15 protein-coding genes are annotated in these 18,881 nt (G+C 33.0%); 7 read left to right on the top strand and 8 right to left on the bottom strand.

Going from position 1 to position 18,881, the window contains the following annotated elements:
* From ABWO08_RS04950 to ABWO08_RS04960, 3 genes are all read left to right on the top strand, one after another.
* On the top strand, positions 1-1,030 hold a 1,030-nt coding region (locus tag ABWO08_RS04950), incomplete at its 5' end, for a T9SS type B sorting domain-containing protein (RefSeq protein WP_353083951.1).
* A gap of 31 nt (positions 1,031-1,061) precedes the next feature.
* Positions 1,062-1,982 (top strand): PorP/SprF family type IX secretion system membrane protein, encoded by a 921-nt coding sequence (locus ABWO08_RS04955; protein ID WP_353083952.1) that lies wholly within the window; start codon positions 1,062-1,064, stop codon positions 1,980-1,982.
* Between the two features lie 18 nt (positions 1,983-2,000).
* Positions 2,001-3,860, top strand: coding sequence for an OmpA family protein (locus ABWO08_RS04960; RefSeq protein ID WP_353083953.1), 1,860 nt, complete (start codon positions 2,001-2,003; stop codon positions 3,858-3,860).
* A 282-nt stretch (positions 3,861-4,142) separates the two neighbouring features.
* Here ABWO08_RS04960 and ABWO08_RS04965 read toward each other — a convergent pair whose 3' ends face one another.
* From ABWO08_RS04965 to ABWO08_RS04975, 3 genes are read right to left on the bottom strand one after another with little or no spacing between them, the layout of a single operon-like run.
* The gene (locus ABWO08_RS04965; RefSeq protein ID WP_353083954.1) at positions 4,143-5,480 is read right to left on the bottom strand and encodes a DUF5689 domain-containing protein; all 1,338 of its coding nucleotides are present in this window, start codon (positions 5,478-5,480) and stop codon (positions 4,143-4,145) included.
* A gap of 4 nt (positions 5,481-5,484) precedes the next feature.
* Positions 5,485-6,099, bottom strand: coding sequence for a choice-of-anchor J domain-containing protein (locus ABWO08_RS04970; protein ID WP_353083955.1), 615 nt, complete (start codon positions 6,097-6,099; stop codon positions 5,485-5,487).
* A 10-nt stretch (positions 6,100-6,109) separates the two neighbouring features.
* Entirely contained in the window at positions 6,110-8,944 is a 2,835-nt protein-coding gene (locus ABWO08_RS04975; protein WP_353083956.1) for a carboxypeptidase-like regulatory domain-containing protein, read from the bottom strand.
* A gap of 139 nt (positions 8,945-9,083) precedes the next feature.
* On the opposite strand from ABWO08_RS04975, the gene ABWO08_RS04980 reads away from it, so the two are divergent.
* The 3 genes from ABWO08_RS04980 (at position 9,084) to amaB (ending at position 12,498) form a co-directional block, all read left to right on the top strand.
* Complete coding sequence (locus ABWO08_RS04980) at positions 9,084-10,208, top strand: endonuclease/exonuclease/phosphatase family protein (protein WP_353083957.1); 1,125 nt, start codon at positions 9,084-9,086, stop codon at positions 10,206-10,208.
* Between the two features lie 62 nt (positions 10,209-10,270).
* On the top strand, positions 10,271-10,801 hold the full coding sequence (locus tag ABWO08_RS04985; protein WP_353083958.1) for a 3-hydroxyanthranilate 3,4-dioxygenase: 531 nt from the start codon (positions 10,271-10,273) through the stop codon (positions 10,799-10,801).
* Positions 10,802-10,944: 143 nt separating this feature from the next.
* Positions 10,945-12,498 carry an L-piperidine-6-carboxylate dehydrogenase gene (amaB, locus tag ABWO08_RS04990; RefSeq protein WP_353083959.1) on the top strand — a complete coding sequence of 518 codons (1,554 nt, stop codon included), beginning with the start codon at positions 10,945-10,947 and terminating at the stop codon, positions 12,496-12,498.
* Positions 12,499-12,553: 55 nt separating this feature from the next.
* On the opposite strand, the gene ABWO08_RS04995 is transcribed toward amaB, so the two are convergent.
* The 5 genes from ABWO08_RS04995 to ABWO08_RS05015 all read right to left on the bottom strand — a co-directional run bounded on the left by ABWO08_RS04995 (position 12,554) and on the right by ABWO08_RS05015 (position 17,999).
* Positions 12,554-14,170 (bottom strand): DUF1501 domain-containing protein, encoded by a 1,617-nt coding sequence (locus ABWO08_RS04995; protein ID WP_353083960.1) that lies wholly within the window; start codon positions 14,168-14,170, stop codon positions 12,554-12,556.
* Positions 14,171-14,176: 6 nt separating this feature from the next.
* Positions 14,177-15,985 (bottom strand): DUF1800 domain-containing protein, encoded by a 1,809-nt coding sequence (locus tag ABWO08_RS05000; RefSeq protein ID WP_353083961.1) that lies wholly within the window; start codon positions 15,983-15,985, stop codon positions 14,177-14,179.
* Between the two features lie 153 nt (positions 15,986-16,138).
* Positions 16,139-16,714, bottom strand: a complete 576-nt coding sequence (locus tag ABWO08_RS05005; RefSeq protein ID WP_353083962.1) for a PhnA domain-containing protein — start codon at positions 16,712-16,714, stop codon at positions 16,139-16,141.
* Positions 16,715-16,720: 6 nt separating this feature from the next.
* Positions 16,721-17,212 carry a DUF6646 family protein gene (locus ABWO08_RS05010; RefSeq protein WP_353083963.1) on the bottom strand — a complete coding sequence of 164 codons (492 nt, stop codon included), beginning with the start codon at positions 17,210-17,212 and terminating at the stop codon, positions 16,721-16,723.
* A 49-nt stretch (positions 17,213-17,261) separates the two neighbouring features.
* Entirely contained in the window at positions 17,262-17,999 is a 738-nt protein-coding gene (locus ABWO08_RS05015; RefSeq protein WP_353083964.1) for a metallophosphoesterase family protein, read from the bottom strand.
* 134 nt (positions 18,000-18,133) lie between these two features.
* Between ABWO08_RS05015 and ABWO08_RS05020 the strand changes: the two genes are divergently transcribed.
* The gene (locus tag ABWO08_RS05020) at positions 18,134-18,880 is read left to right on the top strand and encodes a Bax inhibitor-1/YccA family protein (protein ID WP_353083965.1); all 747 of its coding nucleotides are present in this window, start codon (positions 18,134-18,136) and stop codon (positions 18,878-18,880) included.
* Position 18,881: the final 1 nt, after the last annotated feature.

Below are 18,881 nucleotides of genomic sequence, written 5' to 3' on the forward strand. Positions count from 1 at the left end.
AGGTACAGTTACTATAAATGCAATACCAACAGTAACAGTTAATAGTCCAACAAATTGCGGTGTTAGCGCATTGGTTACTGCAGCACCAGGTGCAGCTGGAACTTACACATACACATGGACCGTTCCATCTGGAACTAATCCAGGAAATGTAGCTTCATTTAATGCTACTGTCTCAGGTGCTTACACAGTAACAGTAACAAATGCTGCTGGATGTACAAGTTTAGCTGCAAATAGTACAGTAACTATTAATCCAAATCCAACAGTAACCGTTAGTAGTCCAGTTGTTTGTAACGGACAATCAGCTACAGTTACGGCAACACCTGGTTCAGCAGGAAACTATTCATATGCTTGGACAGTTCCTTCGGGGGTTACAAATCCAGGAAATGTTGCTTCATTTAATTTAGCAGCTGCAGTAGCAGGAACCTATTCTGTTATTATAACAAACACAACAACAAGTTGTTTTAGTTTAAGTTCTTCAGGCACTATTTCTTTTGCGCCAGCATTTGATTATACATTATTTGGAGAATGTCTTGATAATAACTTTATTTTAGAAGTAATTCCATCTGGAAGTTCTTTTGATTTAAATTCATCAACTTTTAACTGGACTGTAAATTCTGTAACGGTTGGCTCAAACGCTACTTTTAATGCTACTGCATATTTTAATGATCCAATGGTAACAACCCAAATGCCAGCAACATTTAATGTAAATGTAACAACTGTAGATGGTTGTCAATTAAGTGATTCAATTGTAGTTGATAGAATTTATTGTGATATTCAAAAAGGTATTTCTCCTAACAATGACAATAAAAATGATTTCTTTGATTTGAGATTAATGAACGTTCAAAAATTGGGCATTTATAATAGATTAGGAACGAATGTTTATTCGAAAAATGAATATACCAATGAGTGGATAGGTCAATCGGATTCAGGAAGTGAATTACCTGACGGAACTTATTTTTATGTAATAGAGTTTAAAAACAATCAACCAAGTAAAACAGGTTGGATTTATATTAACAGAAATTCTAAATAATTATTAACGTAAAATGATAAATCTTCATAAAATGAAAAAAATATATTTCCTAATTGCGTTAGCATTATTTACAGTTATTGATGTAAAAGCGCAGCAAGATCCACAATACACTCAATACATGTATAATATGAGTATTATGAACCCAGCTTATGCGGGTTCAAAAGAAAACATGACAGGTGGATTTTTATACAGAAAACAATGGATAAATATAGATGGAGCACCAACAACGGGAACCTTCTTTATCAACTCACCTGTTGGAAAAAATGTTGGATTAGGGCTTTCTGCTGTCAGCGATAGAATTGGTCCTGTTGACGAAACTAATGTTTACGCAGATTTCTCCTACACTCTTAATCTTGGGGGAGATCGAAGATTAGCATTTGGTTTAAAAGGAGGTGTTACTATGCACAAAATAGATTTTAATACCATCTACCCAACTTTGCCCGATATTAATGATGAATCTTTTGGCGGCCCAAATCCAAATAAGTCCTTTTTAAATATGGGTACAGGGTTCTTTTATTATACTAATAAATATTATGTTGCGGTATCTATGCCAAATATGCTGAAGTCTAATTATTTGGATTTTAACGGAGTTAAATACGGAAATGAAACGCTACATTATTTCTTAACAGGTGGCTATGTATTTGATATTAATCCTGACCTTAAATTTAAACCGTCTACTATGATAAAGTCTGCAATGAATGCGCCAGTATCATTTGATTTGTCTGCTAACTTTATGTTCAAAGATAGGTTTGAGGTGGGTGGAACATACAGATCTCAAGATTCTTTTGGAGCTATGGTTAATTATGCAGTTAATCCAAACTTAAGAGTAGGATATGCATACGATCAAATTGTTTCCGATTTAAAAATATCTACCCCATCATCTCACGAGATATTAATATTGTTTAATTTAAATTTCCCGAAAAAAGTATCTCAATCTCCAAGATATTTCTAACATAAACCAAGTATAAAAATGAAAAATCTATATATAGTATTAAGTTTTTTTGCAATAAGTAGTTCAATTATTGCTCAAAATCAAGACACCAAAGTAGCAGATAAATTATTTAGTAGATATGAATATATTTCTGCAGTTAAAGAATATCAAAAATTGGTTGATAGCGGAAAAGCTGACGGATATGTATTTAAACAAATGGCTGATGCATATTATAATATGTTCAACACTGCTGAATCAATTAAATGGTATGCAAAAGCTATTGCTACAAAGCAAGATGCAGAAACCTATTACAGATACGCTCAAATGCTTAAATCTAATGGCAAATATGAAGAGTCGAATAAGCAAATGACAAAATTTGCTGCATTAGCGCCAAATGATGTAAGAGCAAAGTCATTTAAAGAAAATCCAAATTATGTACCTAAATTAGTTCAAGGTGTAACTTATTCTGTTGCCCCTGTTAAAATTAGTTCAGATAAATCTGATTTTGGCGCAGTATTATATGATAAAACACTTTACTTTACGAGTGCAAGAAGTGGATCAAAAAAAACTTACGGTTGGACCGGCGAGCCTTTCCTAGACATATATACTTCTATTATGGCTGATTCTGGAACTTTCTCTGAGCCAGTTCCATTAGAATCTATTAATCACAAACGCCATGATGGTCCTGTTACAATTAGTGCAGATGGAAATACTATGTACTTTTCTAGTGATAGCTTTAGAGAAGGGCTGTATGAAAAAGACAAACAAAACCATTTAAAATTAGGTAGAAACAATTTATATGTTGCTACTAAATCTGGAGAGACTTGGTCTAACATTAAACCTTTACCATTTAACAGCAAAGACTATTCGTTAAGCAACCCAAGTTTAAGTAGAGACGGTAAAACACTTTACTTTTCTTCTAATATGCCAGGAAGTGTTGGTGGGGTAGATATTTGGAAAGTTTCTGTTAATGGAGGTAATTTTGGAAAACCTGAAAACTTAGGCACTAAAGTTAATACTGAAGGAAATGAAAGTTTCCCATTCATTGCAGATGATAATACAACTTTATATTTTGCTTCAACTGGAAAACCTGGTTTTGGTGGATTAGACATTTTTCAAATTAACTTAGCAAAAGGTACTGAAGCGGTAAATATGGAGAAACCTATCAATACCGAAAAAGACGATTTTGATTTTACATTTAATAAAGCAAAAAATATTGGATTCCTTTCTAGTAACAGAAATGGAAACGACGATTTGTTTCTTGCAACACCTCTTTGTGCTGTAGATTTATTAGTTGTTGTTACCAATGCTAAAACCGGAGCAGTATTAGATAATGCTAAAGTTGCAATATTAGACGCAAAAAATAATGTAATTGCAACTCAATATTCTAACAGCAACGGAGAAGTAAACTTTAAAATAGAATGTGATACACCATATTCTATTCAAGCTTCAAAAGACGGATTTGAAGGAAATGTATTTTCTGTGGAAAAAAGCAAAGGACCAACTGCTAAATTACCAGCTCCGTTACAACCAATTGACGTAATAATTACGCCTACTGAAATTGTTTTACAACCAATTTATTTTGAGTTTGATAAAAGCAATATTACCCAGCAAGGTGCATTTGAGTTAGATAAATTAGTTCAAGTAATGAAGAATAACGATAAGTTAGTGATTTTTGCTAAATCGCATACAGATAGCAGAGGAAGTGATACATATAACCTTTCTTTATCTGATAGAAGAGCTCAAGCAACAGTTCAATATGTTATTTCTAAAGGAATTCCAGCAGAACGCATTTCTGGTAAAGGATTTGGAGAAAGCGAACCAAAAGTTCAATGTGATCCATGTACTGAAGAACAATATGCACAAAACAGACGTTCAGAGTTCTTGATCGTAAAATAATTCAAGAAGAATACCTATAAAAAAAGCCCTGTTATTTATAACAGGGCTTTTTTGTTTTTTAAGCCAATAAGTAATCAAAATTAATATAAACAAAAATTTGTATTACAACACCAACTTTTTTGCTTAAACAAGCTTAATCAGCTTAAATATTTAGTGTAATGAATAGAATTTGTTTTGGAATTAATCAATTAGTACTTGTTATTTTCACAAAGATAAATTTCAATATATTTATTAAAAAAAAAGCCGCTCATAGAGCGGCTTTAAATAAGGATTGATATTTTACTAATTAATAGTAATGTTATCTATATTACAATTTGTTGTTTGTAAACTTGATCCAGGGATATTACTTCCTGTATATTCAAAAACAAAATACCCATTTCCTTGAATTGTTGTTGGAATAGTATAAGTTCCAGCCGAGGTAAATGAGGAAGTAGTAGCCGTAGGAAAATTAAAACTAGATGAAATATCATACAATGTAGCATTAGATAGTTTTTCGCCAGGCACATAATTCATAGTTCTATAAACTTTTAATCCAAAAGCAGAACTGAAGAAATCGGCATCAACTTGAAATGACAATGTATTAGCAGCAGTAAAGTTTACTGGAACAATAAAGTAAGATTTGTTGCTTTCAAGGCCACCACCAAAGGCAGACATTTGAATGCATTTACTACCGTTCACCGATTTTACTATCCAATCTTTTGTTCCTGAAGTTGCAAAATTTAGATAGTTTGGAAATCCTTTTTGATTAACCACAGCACTTTCAAAATTTTCTGATAAACTATTTGCAAAATTATAGGTTCTTGGATTCGTTAATTTAACATCATTTTGATGTCTTACAATAAATTGATAATCGGAACCATATTTTGTCATAATACCTCTTATTTTACCTCTTCCAGATGGAACATTTTGGTAAGCAAACATAGCATATTGACTAACTCGGAAATATCTTGTAGTACCACCAGCAACATCAACAATATTATGATTTGTTGCGCTACCTCCAGAATCTACATCAAAATAGGTTCTCGCTAATGATCCGTCTGCAAATTGCACATTATCAATTTCTACTAATGTGTTTAAATTAGTATCAGTTGCAGCTGTAGCTAAAGAAATTGTTCTCACTAAACTGGTTTCTGGAACCATTACTGAAGATGGAAATAAATATTTTTGCCACTCGTTTTCAGAAATTCTTCCAATTGCGCCATTATATAAAGTTCCAATTTTTAAGGAACCATCAACAACCGCAGTGTATAAACCTTTAAGTTTAATAAATACTTTTCTTCCAGGTGAAAAACCTTTACCAAACGAGGAAAAATTTGCGCTAATACTTAGCCCAATAGGTTGAGCAGTATTTACAGCAATATCTTGCATACAAATAGTATTGTAAAAAGTACCTGTTTCATCCGAAGAGGTTACATAAGCTTCTATAATATCATCTGCCGTATATTGAACCGGATTAGTGGTATTGTTAAAAGCTTTAATATTCTGAACCGTTTTGGTTGCAGTTAATTCATAGGTTACAATCCCCGTTCCGTTATTGTCCATTTTTGTGTCATCTACAACGCAACTTGTAAAATTAAATACAAGTGCGGCGATGGCTAATGTTGAAAGTATCTTTTTCATAATTTTAGTAATAAAGTCTTATGTTATCTATTTGATAGGTTGCGTCTTGAGAGGTGTTTGTTCCAGAACCTTTTACTTTAAACGCAAAGTGTAAAGTTCCATTAAAATTCGACAAATCAACTTCGCCAGAATTTACGTATTCGTAAAAATCGTTGCTTGGGGTTGGTTTAGTTATTGGTAAACTCAACCAATTAGATTGATTAAAGTTGGCAATATTTCCATCATAATCTGTCGAAACCATCAATTCTAATGAATTTTCTGTAGTAGTTAAATAGGCATGTGTAGCTTGAAAAACTAATTTTTCTCCGTCTTGCTTATTCATGTCAAATCCTGGAGAAATTAACCAAGCAATATTTGAAGCTTGCCCAGATTGATAGGAAGTGAATTCTGCATATCCATTACCAGAGTAGATCTCTTCGGTAAATTTTTTGGTACCTACTTGAGCATAATTGGTCCAGCCCGTTGTATTTAATGCCGTTCCATCTGTATTATCTGTAAAGTTCTCTTTAAATAATGTAGTTTTTACTTTAGCGTTTTCTATATCGCTATCACTTGTACAACTTGATAAAATTGTTAATCCAGCAATAACCAAAAACTTATATAATGCTATTTTTTTCATTTTTAAATAATTAAAAGTTAATGTATAAGTTTAAGAAATAAGTTCTTCCAAATCCATAAAAATATTTAGGACCAAATGAAGGTGTATGAGATACATATTGATTTGTTGAAGGATCAATATGACCAGAATCTTGATTTAATTGACGGAAACTAGAATTTCTTGCTTGTTCAAATCCTCCTGTTTTGTATGTTACATCAAAAACATTATTAATGGTAGCAAAGAATCCAAATGTTTGATTTCCTACTTTCCAAGATTTTCCTCCAGTAATATTAATTAATGTAAATGGATCAAATTTTTCTTGTTTTAATAATTGATCTACTCTTTCTTGAGTTGCTTCATAAAAAGGTGTAGATGAATTTCCAAAAGTTTGATCAACTAAAAACGATTCGGTTCTTAAAATTGGCGCAACATCTATGTAGCTATTACCTAAATAGTTTGCATTCGCTCCAACCCACCAAAACTTAGGATCTCTATATTCTAAACCAAACGAAGCTGCAGTTTGAGGCATTCCTGGTTGTTTGTAATTTTTTAAAGTAGCAACACCATAATCTCTTACTGGAAAGGTGTTCGTTGCGCTTGCTTGACTATCAATGTTTAATTGAACAGTTGGATTACTATCATAGGTATATTCACCATAAGTACCTGCAAAAGTTGCTTTTAAAGTTTTAGTAACTTGATATTCTAATCCAACTTCTAATCCAATATTTTTTTTGTTTAAACCATTTATAGTTTCTGCCACAAAAGAACTTTCTCCATTAGACGCATCTCCGTCATCAATAGCATCAGCAAAGAAGAATGAAGTTTCAGTTGATCCAGATATGTAAGAATAAAACCCAGTAATTCTTGCTTTTAAACTTGGAGTTTTTATAATGTAACTCGCATCAATACTTGAAATAGTTTCACTTTTCAAATTAGGAAAAACATTATTGTTTATTCTTGCATTAGGAAAAGTATTTCTCATGTTTGGTGCTTTGGTAGCATAATAACCATTAAAATCAATAAACTGTCTTCCAGAGATTTTATAAGTTAGCCCCCCTTTAAATCCGAAGTTATCAAACTCAACTTTTTTACTTTTTCCAAAAGAATTAGTTGGATAATATCCATTTTTATATAATCCATCTCTTTGATATTCTGAGCGAGAATAGCTTTGCGCAAGATAAAAATCAACTTTTTTATAAGTAAACTTAAATTGGGTAAAAGCATCAAATGTGGTTGCCGCTAATTTATAATGGTAGCCATATTTATCTCCTTCTACAACCGTTCGGTTTGGATTATTTAAATCAGATTGTTGTTGTGAAGAATTACTTCCAAAATTATCAAAATCATTAAAATATTTACCGCCCATTAAATCAAGTAAATTTTGAAAATTATGAGAATCTAGTTTTTTTAGATTTATACTAGCATTTACTAAAATGTTATCTGCTAATTGTGAGGACAACACCGAGTTTGCGCTAATAAGCTTATCATCTGTTCTATCTTCGTAAAGCACATAATAACTATTTCCAGCAGTACTATTCCTGTTAATGTCATAAAGTTCATTCCAGTTTAACTGTCTGTTTGTAAGAAATTTTGCCTGAGATGCTTCTAATAAGTTAATAGCACTATTACCTATGTAATTTCCATTATCATCAAATTGTGTTGTATAATAACTTGGCATACTTCTATAATAGGTTGGGTCTGGATTATCTTGTCCTTGAAAATCAATTCGACTATTTCCAATTGAACCTACTTGGTATGCAATATTGGTGTTTAAGTTTGTTTTCGGACTAATTTTCCAATAATGGCTCAACATATAAATAGGCTCATTAAGGTTTTTAATTCTTGAGTTTCTTTGTTCGCCATCTTGATACCCCCAGTAAGAGTTGTATTTTATTCCAGCAATATCAGATACTTCTTTAGTATTTGGAGAATTTTTCCCTCTATAATTTTGAGCATAAATAGCAGTGAAATTTAAGGAATGTTTTTCGTTAAATTTTTTCTCAATACTAGCAAATAATGAATTTGCACTATTGTCGGTTCCTTCAAAATAAGCTTCTTCTGCCCATCTTCTAGATCCAGAAACCACAAACGCCCATCCTTTAGAGTTCATTCCAGAAACATAAGTCCCCATTGTTCTCCAATTGTAATTAGTGTTGGTACCTGAAAAAGAAACTCGCGAACCTTTTCTAAAAATAGATGCTCTTGTATTTATTTCTTGTGTTCCAAGAATTCCTCCAAATGTATAGTCTGAAGGTCCAGAACCCATTGTAAACTCTTGGTTTCTGGTTGCATCATTTAGTCCGCCCCAGTTTCCCCATTGTGGTCTACCATCATAAATTTTATTCATTGAAATTCCGTTTATCATCGTAGTTCCATATTCGTTATCTAAACCACGAATTCTAAAACGGGCTTGTCCCCAGTTAAATGCAGCAGCTTGCTGAAAAACATCTCTTGAGGCCTGTAATAATCCTGAAGTACTTTCAGAACCACTATTATCATCACCAAGATCATTATCGGTAATGGTAATTAAACTAAGTTGTTGTTCTTGAGTAATGTCTTCTTCCAAAGAGACTACACCTAAATCTAAAATTTTACCATTTGCCACTTCAACAGCTAATAATACATCTTTGAAGCCAGCGCTCTTAATGGTTAATAATTGGCTTCCTACAGAAACATTCTTAAAAGTAAATTTACCTTCAGAGTCAGTAACTTGTGTTAAATTACTATTTAGCACCGTAGCCACAACATTTTGTAACGCCTTTTGTGTTTTTGAATCTACTACTTTTCCAGAAAAACCAGTTCCAGATTGGGCAAAAACGAAACACACTTGCATCACAAATAACAAACTAATGACAAGTTTTTTCATAAATTGATTTAAATTAAATATTCTTACAACTGAAGTCTTAATAAAAACTAAACAGCCTACAAATGTACATTATTTTAATAAAAATAGTACTTTTGGTGCAAAGTTTATAATAACTTGACCTTAAATTAATAAACATTTTATGAAATTAAAAGCCTTTATAGTAATTGCGCTAGCTATAGTTGCTATACAAAGAGTCAATGCTCAAGCAAAAAGTTATAATGTACATACCGTTGCTTTCTATAATTTTGAAAATTTATTTGACACCATAGACAATCCAAATATTGATGAAGAATGGTTGCCAAATGGAGCTCAAAATTGGACCTACAAAAAATACAAACAAAAATTAGAAAATTTAGCCCGAGTGCTATCAGAAATAGGCACGGGTTCTATACAGGAAAAGAAAAATCCAAATTCTCCAACTTTAATTGGAGGGTCTGAAATAGAAAATCGTGGTGTACTTGAAGATTTAGTAAAACAACCCAATTTACTTCGTTCTGATTATGGAATTGTACATTTTGATTCACCTGACAAAAGAGGAATTGATGTGGCTTTATTGTATCAAAAGAAACATTTTAAAGTAACGAGCGCTATCAATATCCCTTTGATCATTTACAAAAAGCAATTAGATCTTTCTGCCAAAAAGAAAAATGAAGTTGATGATGCATCTGATGATAAATCTGAAATTGAACTAAATTCCGAAAGAGTATATACCAGAGATCAATTATTGGTTACCGGCTATTTAGACGGGGAAGAAGTAAATGTAATTGTAAATCACTGGCCGTCTCGCTCTGGTGGAGAAAAGAAAAGCTCACCTTTTAGAGAAGCTGGAGGCGCTTTAAATAGAAAAATTATCGACTCATTAGTGAAAATAAATCCAAACGCTAAAATTATTACTATGGGAGATTTGAACGATGGGGCTTATAACCGAAGCGTAAAGGTAGCTTTAGGCGCCAAACTTAAGAAAACCGAATTAGCTTCCTCTGGAGATATTTACAATCCATTTGAACAAATGGCAAAAGAAGGGAATGCCTCATTATTTTATAGAGATGCTGGAGATATCTTTGATCAAATTATGGTTTCCCAACAATTTACGCTACCCGATTATACTTCTTTTAGATATTGGAAAGCCGGAATTTATAATAAACCCTATATGATTCAAACAGTTGGCCAATATAAAGGCTATCCCCTCCGACACACCATAAATGAAGTCGGTTTTAGTGATCACTTTCCGGTTTATATTTATCTTATTAAACAAACAAATTAATATTTTAAAGGTTAGCTTAAGCTAACCTTTTTTATTTTTAGTAATTTCGTAAAAAATAAGTTATGGCAATTTCTAAACCATTTAATCTATCCAATTGGATTGAGCAAAACCGACATCTTTTAGTCCCTCCTGTTGGAAATAAAAACATATATGTTGATTCGGGGGATTATATTGTAATGATTGTTGCAGGACCCAATGCACGTAAAGATTATCATTACAATGAAACCGAAGAATTGTTTTATCAATTAGAAGGCGACATCACGGTTTTTATTCAAGAAGACGGACAAAAAAAGGCCATGCATTTAGCTGCTGGCGATATGTTTCTGCTACCAGCTAAAACACCACATTCGCCTAGTAGAACAAAAAATTCAATTGGTCTAGTAATTGAAAGAAAACGGGCCGGAAAAGGATTTACCGATGGCTTGTTGTGGTTTTGCGAAAATTGCAACACTAAATTACACGAAGCTTATTTTGAGTTGCACGATATTGAAAAAGATTTCCTTCCACATTTTAATCAATTTTATGCCTCTCAAGAAATGCGCACTTGCAAGCAATGCGGCACAATTATGGAAATCAATCCTGCTTTGAAATAAAAGAAAACAATTCATAATTCAACAATTTGGTCAGCCTGAGCTTGTCGAAGGCTTTCCATTTCTACCTGGGCTAGTTATCAATAATTCAAAATAATCAACTATTTTTGTATAAAATTTAAAAAGAATTAACTAAAAAATATACAATGGCAACAATTGCACAACAATTCGGAATGGTAGAAGCGCTAGAAATTTTAGGCGTAAAAGCTATTAACGAAGGTACATCAACCGGAAACAATCATTTTTCTAACGGATCAATTATTGAAAGCTACTCACCTGTAGACGGTCAATTAATTGCAAAAGTAAAAACTACCACACCTGAAGATTACGAAAAAGTGATGCAAACTGCTTCAGAAGCATTCAAAACATTTCGATTAATGCCAGCTCCAAAAAGGGGAGAAATTGTACGTCAATTTGGAGAAAAATTAAGAAAATATAAAGAGCCTCTTGGTAAATTAGTTTCTTACGAAATGGGAAAATCCCTTCAAGAAGGCTATGGCGAAGTGCAAGAAATGATTGATATCTGTGATTTTGCTGTTGGATTATCGCGTCAATTACACGGTTTAACTATGCACTCTGAGCGTCCTGGTCACCGTATGTACGAACAATATCACCCATTGGGAATTGTAGGAATTATTTCTGCATTCAATTTTCCAGTTGCGGTTTGGTCTTGGAATACTGCCTTAGCATGGATTTGTGGTGATGTGTGCGTTTGGAAACCATCTGAAAAAACACCGTTATGCGGAATTGCTTGTCAAAATATCATCGCCGAAGTATTAAAAGAAAACAACCTTCCAGAGGGAATATCATGTTTAATAAATGGCGATTATAAAGTAGGAGAATTAATGACGCACGACAAACGTGTTCCTTTAGTTTCGGCTACTGGTTCTACAAGAATGGGTAAAATTGTAGCACAAGCTTGTGCGGCAAGATTAGGAAATTCGTTATTAGAGTTAGGCGGAAACAATGCCATCATTGTTACTCCAGATGCCGACATTAAAATGACCGTTATCGGAGCCGTTTTTGGAGCTGTAGGAACTGCAGGACAAAGATGTACTTCAACTAGAAGACTTATTATCCATGAAAGCATTTACGATAAAGTAAGAGATGCAATTGTAGGTGCTTACGGGCAATTAAGAATTGGAAATCCGTTAGATCAAAACAATCATGTGGGTCCACTTATTGATACACAAGCAGTTCAATTGTACCAACATGCATTAGAAAAAGTAGTTGCCGAAGGAGGAAAAATATTAGTTGAAGGCGGGGTACTTTCAGGTGAAGGTTACGAAAGCGGTTGTTATGTTAAACCAGCTATTGCTGAAGCAAAAAATGAATTTGAAATTGTACAACACGAAACTTTTGCTCCGGTATTGTATTTATTAAAATATTCTGGTGATGTGCACGATGCAATTGCTATTCAAAATGGAGTTGCTCAAGGATTATCTTCTGCAATTATGACAAATAATTTACGTGAAGCAGAAGCCTTTTTATCAGTTGCAGGTTCTGATTGCGGAATTGCAAATGTAAACATCGGAACTTCTGGTGCTGAAATTGGCGGTGCTTTTGGAGGAGAAAAAGAAACAGGCGGAGGCCGTGAATCAGGTTCTGATGCTTGGAAAGTGTATATGAGAAGACAAACCAATACCATTAATTATACTACAAGCTTACCTTTAGCTCAAGGAATCAAATTTGATTTGTAGTTTATCAAAGTATAGTAACAAACAAAAAACCCCTGTTAATTACAGGGGTTTTTTGTTATCTGATAATGAATTTTTTATAGATTTTTTGACCGTTCCAATCTATTGATAAGATGTAAGTCCCAGAAACTAATTTTGGATACTGTAAACTAATTTTATTTTCTTCAACATAAGCAATCGAATTCTCTATAAGGTTCCCGTTTATTGAATAAACTGTAAATTGAAGATTGGCTTTCACTAATTCAGGAAATTGTAAAGTAATAGTTCCATCGCTACTCGGATTTGGATAGAGTAATATTTCTAAATTATTTTTTTCTTCAAAATTTATGCTGCTTAACAAGGTGCTATCAAAAATTGGTAATTTAACATAATTCCCACCCAATACTTGCGTTGCCTCACTTTCTGACATACATAACCAATCTTGCATTACCGTTGTATAAAGTTGTCTATAATCAAATTGCATTGGAACTTGATCATTAACTGAAGCATTTGTAGGTAGTGTAGGAGAATTTCCAATCATTCCAGGAATAGGATAAGCGGTATTGGCAACTTGACTCGGACTTGTATTTAAAGCCCCACCAAAAAATAGTACCGGAGCACCTGCACCGTGATCAGTTCCCATACTGGAATTGCTTTTTATTCTTCTTCCAAATTCACTAAATGTCATTCCAGTTACTTTATCTTCCTTACCCATGTAAGCTAATTCTTGCTGAAAAGCCCCAATTGCCTGAGATAATAAAGTTAAATTAATAGCTTGTGAACCTTGAGTTTTATCGGTGCTATCCACTTGATTTTCGTGCGTATCATGCGTATTTGGATGGTTAACAATATAAACAGGAGTTTGTAATCCGCCATTAATAAGTTTAGCAACAATTTTTAATTGATCTGCTAATTTATTGCTTGGAGGATAAGTTACGCCCGAGTTTAATGGCAAATTATAAGCCGTTTGGATTACATTTCTATAAACATTACTCTGATCTTTCATTAATCTAAGAAAGGTTAATTCATGACCATAATCTGAGTTTGGTGCCGGATCTGTAATTCCATTAATCACATTCAACAGTGCATTTGGATCTGGTGCACTGTAACCCATATTCATATTTGGCCCTTGTAAGGAAAATGGTAAGGTGGAACCAATTTGAATAGCTAATGGATCTGGCATATCTGTGGAAGGATATGCTGTTGGATAATTAGGATATTTTAAATCAAGTGCTCTACCAAGCCAGCCACTATCAATGTTTTGATTACTAACAGATGCAGTAAACCAAATATCAGTAGCTCTAAAATGGCTGTAATTAGGATTAGGATATGAAACCCCTTGTACAATCATCATTTTTCCATTATTATACAAATTCTTCATTTCGGTCATTGCCGGATGAAGCCCTGTGAAACTATTGTTGTTTAATGAAAGCACACTGGATTGATTCATTAATATATTTGATCTCGCGTTAAATAAGTTACTCCATTGGTCTAATGGAAACACAGTATTAAGCCCATCATTTCCTCCATTTTGCTGAATAATAATCAAAATTTTACCGCAATTTATTGCGGAAAGCGCCATTTTTTCAAGAGTTAAACTATCTAATTCGGAGGAAGCCATTACAGGAATTCCTTGAAATAACAATGGAGTTGTTGCTACTAATGCACTTGTTTTTATAAAATTTCTTCTTTTCATGGCAAATTACATTAGTTGGTATTCAGATAATTGAGTAATTGCAAGTAACAAGCTTTTTAATCGTGATTTAACGATATTAGTGTAACCCACATTTGTTGGGCTGTTTGTATAATTAGTCCAAGCGGTTGTCCAATAACCATCATTTGTTTGATTAGATAATAGATTTTGTACTTTCAAATCGTTTTTTACTGTAGCACTCAAATCAATTGGAAGTAAATAGTTAACACACTGGTCAACTAGCGTATTTGGATCTGAAATTAATGATGATGGAAATTGAGAAACCCACGCAATTACATCTACTTCAATTCGGGTTGTCAATCCGTTATAGTTTAAGTTGAATCCATTAAATATTGCATTTATGAATGCCGCTCTCTTTTGAATTGTATTTGAATTTATCCAATATTCATGAAAATTTGGATTTTGATAATAGGCAGGCCAACCTGCAACATTAGGAATTGACCCCATTGATTGATCCATAGGGGTTAAAAAATTAGTATTTATTGCTGCCCAAACATAATATTGTGCATGATAATTGGTAGCATCTGAAACATTATAATTTGTATTAAAAGCCCTCAACGATCCAATTACTAAATCGAATGGAGATTTAATACATACTCCATAATTTGCCATATCATAAAAATGTTGGCTTTTAAATAATTTATCAAGAACAGGAGCAATTTCCCAGTTGTTTGCTACAAAATGTTGTGCCAAAGGAACAATCACATTTGCTTCAATATTTGCATCGATATCATAATAAACAAAATAGCGGTACAATCTTCTACAGATATATTCTGAAACTACTTGAGATTTTGAAAAAATCAAATTTATAAAGGTATCTAATTCAGCACTTCCATTATTTGAAATGGATGCATTATTAAAAAAGCTCGAAAATTGTTTAGTACTTGTGTCGTGTTGAGACGCTACAAAATTAGCACTCGTAGGATGCGTATTTAAATTTTGAACGCGCCATCCAGTAAGAACTTTAGCAGCTGAAATTACATCGGCTTCAGTAAATTGACTTAATGGATCTTTACCTAATGTAAAAAGTTCCATTATTTCTCGAGCAAAATTTTCGTCAGGCGCACTATTTGTATTAGCCTGATTGTTTAGATAATACATCATTGCTGGCTGCGTAGCAATGTTTCTAATAAGTGTTTTATAATTTCCTAAACCATTTGTTCTAAAATTTTGAACATATTCATGGCATATTCTTGCTGAATTGGAACCACAATATATATTTTGAGAAGCTCTAACGGAGTTAAAATCTATCGGAATTAAATGAAACCAAAACCAGGTCATTTTTTCTCTTATGTTTAAATCTTGGTTTAATGCCAAACCCAAATTCCATGACGTAACTCCACTTGTTCTCCAAACATTGGTTGTGTTTCCTATTGAATTTGAATTAAAGGCATGTTGTGTCCAATCTCCTCCATAGGGAATGTTTCCTTCGTCGGAAAATACATTTTGATAAAAATTAACAGGTGGATTAGGCGAAGTATTGGAAAAGGATATTAGTGAATTTACACTAGCATTTAATCCAGCTTGTTCAAAATTAGCAACATTTGAAAATTTATATCCAAACTGAGTTCTTCTTAATAAATGTAAAGCAGTTGCTTTATTCCAAGTTCCCGAATAAGGCGCAAGTCCACTTGTAATGGCTCCAATTCTATTTGTTATAGAATTTTCTGCAACAGGAACATAATTTCTTTGGCTATAATTCTTTCTTTTATATTTTTCAAAAAGGAGATCCATCTCCTCTTTTCTAAGACGAAAGATTTTTTTTAATAAATTTCTTCTAGAATATTTATTTTTCATGTACCGAGAGTAAGAATTAGCTATTTGACGTTGATACTTAAAAAAGGTTTAACTAATTTAACTTCATAAAGTTACTAAATTAATTATTATAAAATATTAAATAAAAAAACCCCGCATTGCAAGGTTTAATTTATTTAATATTTCAAGTAAACACTACTTTGTTTTCTTAACGTATTGTGTAAGGATATAAATATGTTGTCCTTCAACACGACCTTCAATAAGATTGGCATCATCCCAAACTAATTTAATATTGTGCACTGCAGCACCACGCTTGGCAGTAAAAGTAGCTCCTTTTACATCTAAATCTTTTATTAAAACCACAGAATCTCCGTCCAAAAGGATATTTCCATTTGAATCTTTATGCACAATTTTTCCTTCATCATCGTCATTTTCTCCAGTTGCAGCAGCCCACTCAAGAGCTTCTTCGTCTAGGTACATCATGTCTAATGAGTCTTGTTGTTTTAATCTTGCCAACATTCTCCAAGATACAATTTGCACCGGAAGGTTTTCATTCCACATACTATCACTTAAACATCTCCAGTGATTTAAATCAGTAGTTTCTGGATTTTCTATTTGTCCTACACAGGTTTTACATGCCAAGATGCTATCTTCGGGAGCCGCTTTTGAGTTGGGCGGGATGTGGTAAACTATTAGATTTTCATCTGTTCCACACAATTCACATTTAGAACCGCTTCGATCTTTTAATCTTTTTTCTGTAACAACACTCATATTTAATTATAAATTAAAGGAAGCACCAACTGCATAAACGAATTGATTATTTAAATTGTCGTATCCCATTGGCGTAGTATTGTATTTTGCAATTGGAAATCCAATTTCAGAATAGACTCCAAAGCCGTTGGTAAAGAAATACCGCCCCCCAAGATGGGCCCCAAAATTTCGCAATCCTATATCTAAACCCGGATAAATATCTGCGTTATTTTTTAATTTAAATACACTTCCTAAATTAGCATTAAAGCGAGCTTTAACATCAAATCGATCTTCAAATTTTGGGATGCCTAAATCTTGATTAGTGTTTAATAAATAGGAGGCAACAAAACCATATGACATGTTTTCTCCAATTCCAAAATCGGTGGAAACCGAAATTCCCGAACCCCATTTTTGAATATTCCCCCCGACTTGAAATTTAATATCACCTTTTCCTTTATATGCTTGAGCATCCACAAGGCCAGAAAAACCCAGAAGTAGAATAATTAGTAATTTTTTCATAAAGTCATTAATTAGTATACAAAGATAGAAATTCAATTGCAATGTGCTTTTAATTCCTTCCCTTTTCTGTAGGATATAATTCCGGAAGCAAATCACTTTGCCAGAATTCTTTTGTGTTAACATCCATTATGGTTAAGGGCCCTTTAAAAGCAGCACCTGTATCAACATTCCAAACACATGCTTTTTTAACAGGAATGGTTTGGTTGATTTTAGTCACAGGGGTGTGCCCAATATAAATCTCATCGTAAAGCGACAACCTTCTTGGATAGTGAACAGATTCTTTTTCAATATTTTCATCAAGAGCTAAGGCAGTTTCCCAAAGTGAACGATCCCAATAAAATAACTTCGGAAAATATTCAAAGGTCACGCCATTCATATTGGTAAATCCCGCATGAATAAACAATCTGTTTTGTTGGTCGAGATGGTAATTTTGTATGGAAGATAAAAAATCAATATGCTCTTTTTTGGTTTGATCTGAAACAGATCCATATGCGGCAACAGTAGCTTCTCCGCCATGATTGTACCACAACGATTCATTAAAATTTTCAAAGTTTCCGTTAAGCCAATCAAGCAATAATTCGTCGTGATTTCCTTTAAGAAAAATACAATTTTGTTGTTTCCCAAGTGCAATTAAATAATCAATAACTTGGGGCGATTCACTCCACCCGTCTACATAATCTCCTAAAAAAATTAAGGTGTCTTTTTCAGAAACTTGGGCGCGCTCCATTATTTGGTGCAACGCACGCAATCCGCCATGAATATCTCCAATTACTAGTATTCTGTTCATAATTGCTACAAACTTATACAAAGTAGTTAAATAAACAGCAATTTCTATTTGTTTAAATAAGGTTAAATATTTTGGCAATTCTTTTTTCATTTCAAAAGAAAAAGTATATTTGGAAAACCAAAAAATTTAATGTTATGAATTCAAAAAATCCATTTTTTAAATCCGATACTTTTAACAGTAATAAAGTTCATGATGCTGTAATTATGGACCAATATCAAACCATGACTGTTGCCGGAACAATCAATAAAAGTTTTATCCTTTTATTGTTATTGGTAGTAGGTGCTTTTGGTACTTGGAACATGGTTTCTAACGAACAAAATCCAATGATTTTTACAATTGGAGGTGCTATTGTTGGCTTGATTTTAGTATTAATAACTTCTTTTAAACCCCACCTTTCAACTTATTTATCGCCAGCTTATGCAATTTGTGAAGGGTTGTTTATTGGAGGGATTTCTGCTATTTTAGATCAAGTTTATCCCGGAATTGTAATACAAGCAGTTACCTGCACTTTTGTTACTTTTTTAGTTTGTCTTGCTTTATATAAGTATAAAATTGTTCAAGTAACCGAAAAATTTAGATCGGTAGTAATCGCTGCAACTGCTGCAATTGCTATTTATTATATTATTTCTTGGGGATTGACTTTCTTCATAAACTACCAACCAGTTCATTATGGAAATTCAATGGCGAGCATTGGAATTAGCCTATTTGTAATTGTAATTGCTGCTTTAAATTTATTTTTAGATTTCGATCAAATAGAAACCGGTGCAGCCCAAGGCGCTCCAAAATATATGGAATGGTATGGCGCTATGGGATTAATGATTACATTAGTTTGGCTTTATGTAGAATTCTTAAGATTGTTATCTAAATTATCTAAAAAATAAT

Source organism: Flavobacterium sp., from assembly GCF_040383245.1.
In the GTDB taxonomy this organism is placed as follows: domain Bacteria; phylum Bacteroidota; class Bacteroidia; order Flavobacteriales; family Flavobacteriaceae; genus Flavobacterium.

Excerpts from the sequence above, each read along its gene's own strand:
- ABWO08_RS05020 (WP_353083965.1), top strand. The coding sequence starts at position 18,134 with ATGAATTCAAAAAATCCATTTTTTAAATCCGATACTTTTAACAGTAAT.
- amaB (WP_353083959.1), top strand. The coding sequence starts at position 10,945 with ATGGCAACAATTGCACAACAATTCGGAATGGTAGAAGCGCTAGAAATT.
- ABWO08_RS04995 (WP_353083960.1), bottom strand. The coding sequence starts at position 14,170 with ATGAAAAGAAGAAATTTTATAAAAACAAGTGCATTAGTAGCAACAACT.
- ABWO08_RS04970 (WP_353083955.1), bottom strand. The coding sequence starts at position 6,099 with ATGAAAAAAATAGCATTATATAAGTTTTTGGTTATTGCTGGATTAACA.
- ABWO08_RS04975 (WP_353083956.1), bottom strand. The coding sequence starts at position 8,944 with ATGAAAAAACTTGTCATTAGTTTGTTATTTGTGATGCAAGTGTGTTTC.
- ABWO08_RS05010 (WP_353083963.1), bottom strand. The coding sequence starts at position 17,212 with ATGAAAAAATTACTAATTATTCTACTTCTGGGTTTTTCTGGCCTTGTG.
- ABWO08_RS04980 (WP_353083957.1), top strand. The coding sequence starts at position 9,084 with ATGAAATTAAAAGCCTTTATAGTAATTGCGCTAGCTATAGTTGCTATA.
- ABWO08_RS04965 (WP_353083954.1), bottom strand. The coding sequence starts at position 5,480 with ATGAAAAAGATACTTTCAACATTAGCCATCGCCGCACTTGTATTTAAT.
- ABWO08_RS04960 (WP_353083953.1), top strand. The coding sequence starts at position 2,001 with ATGAAAAATCTATATATAGTATTAAGTTTTTTTGCAATAAGTAGTTCA.
- ABWO08_RS05005 (WP_353083962.1), bottom strand. The coding sequence starts at position 16,714 with ATGAGTGTTGTTACAGAAAAAAGATTAAAAGATCGAAGCGGTTCTAAA.
- ABWO08_RS04955 (WP_353083952.1), top strand. The coding sequence starts at position 1,062 with ATGAAAAAAATATATTTCCTAATTGCGTTAGCATTATTTACAGTTATT.
- ABWO08_RS05015 (WP_353083964.1), bottom strand. The coding sequence starts at position 17,999 with ATGAACAGAATACTAGTAATTGGAGATATTCATGGCGGATTGCGTGCG.
- ABWO08_RS04985 (WP_353083958.1), top strand. The coding sequence starts at position 10,271 with ATGGCAATTTCTAAACCATTTAATCTATCCAATTGGATTGAGCAAAAC.
- ABWO08_RS05000 (WP_353083961.1), bottom strand. The coding sequence starts at position 15,985 with ATGAAAAATAAATATTCTAGAAGAAATTTATTAAAAAAAATCTTTCGT.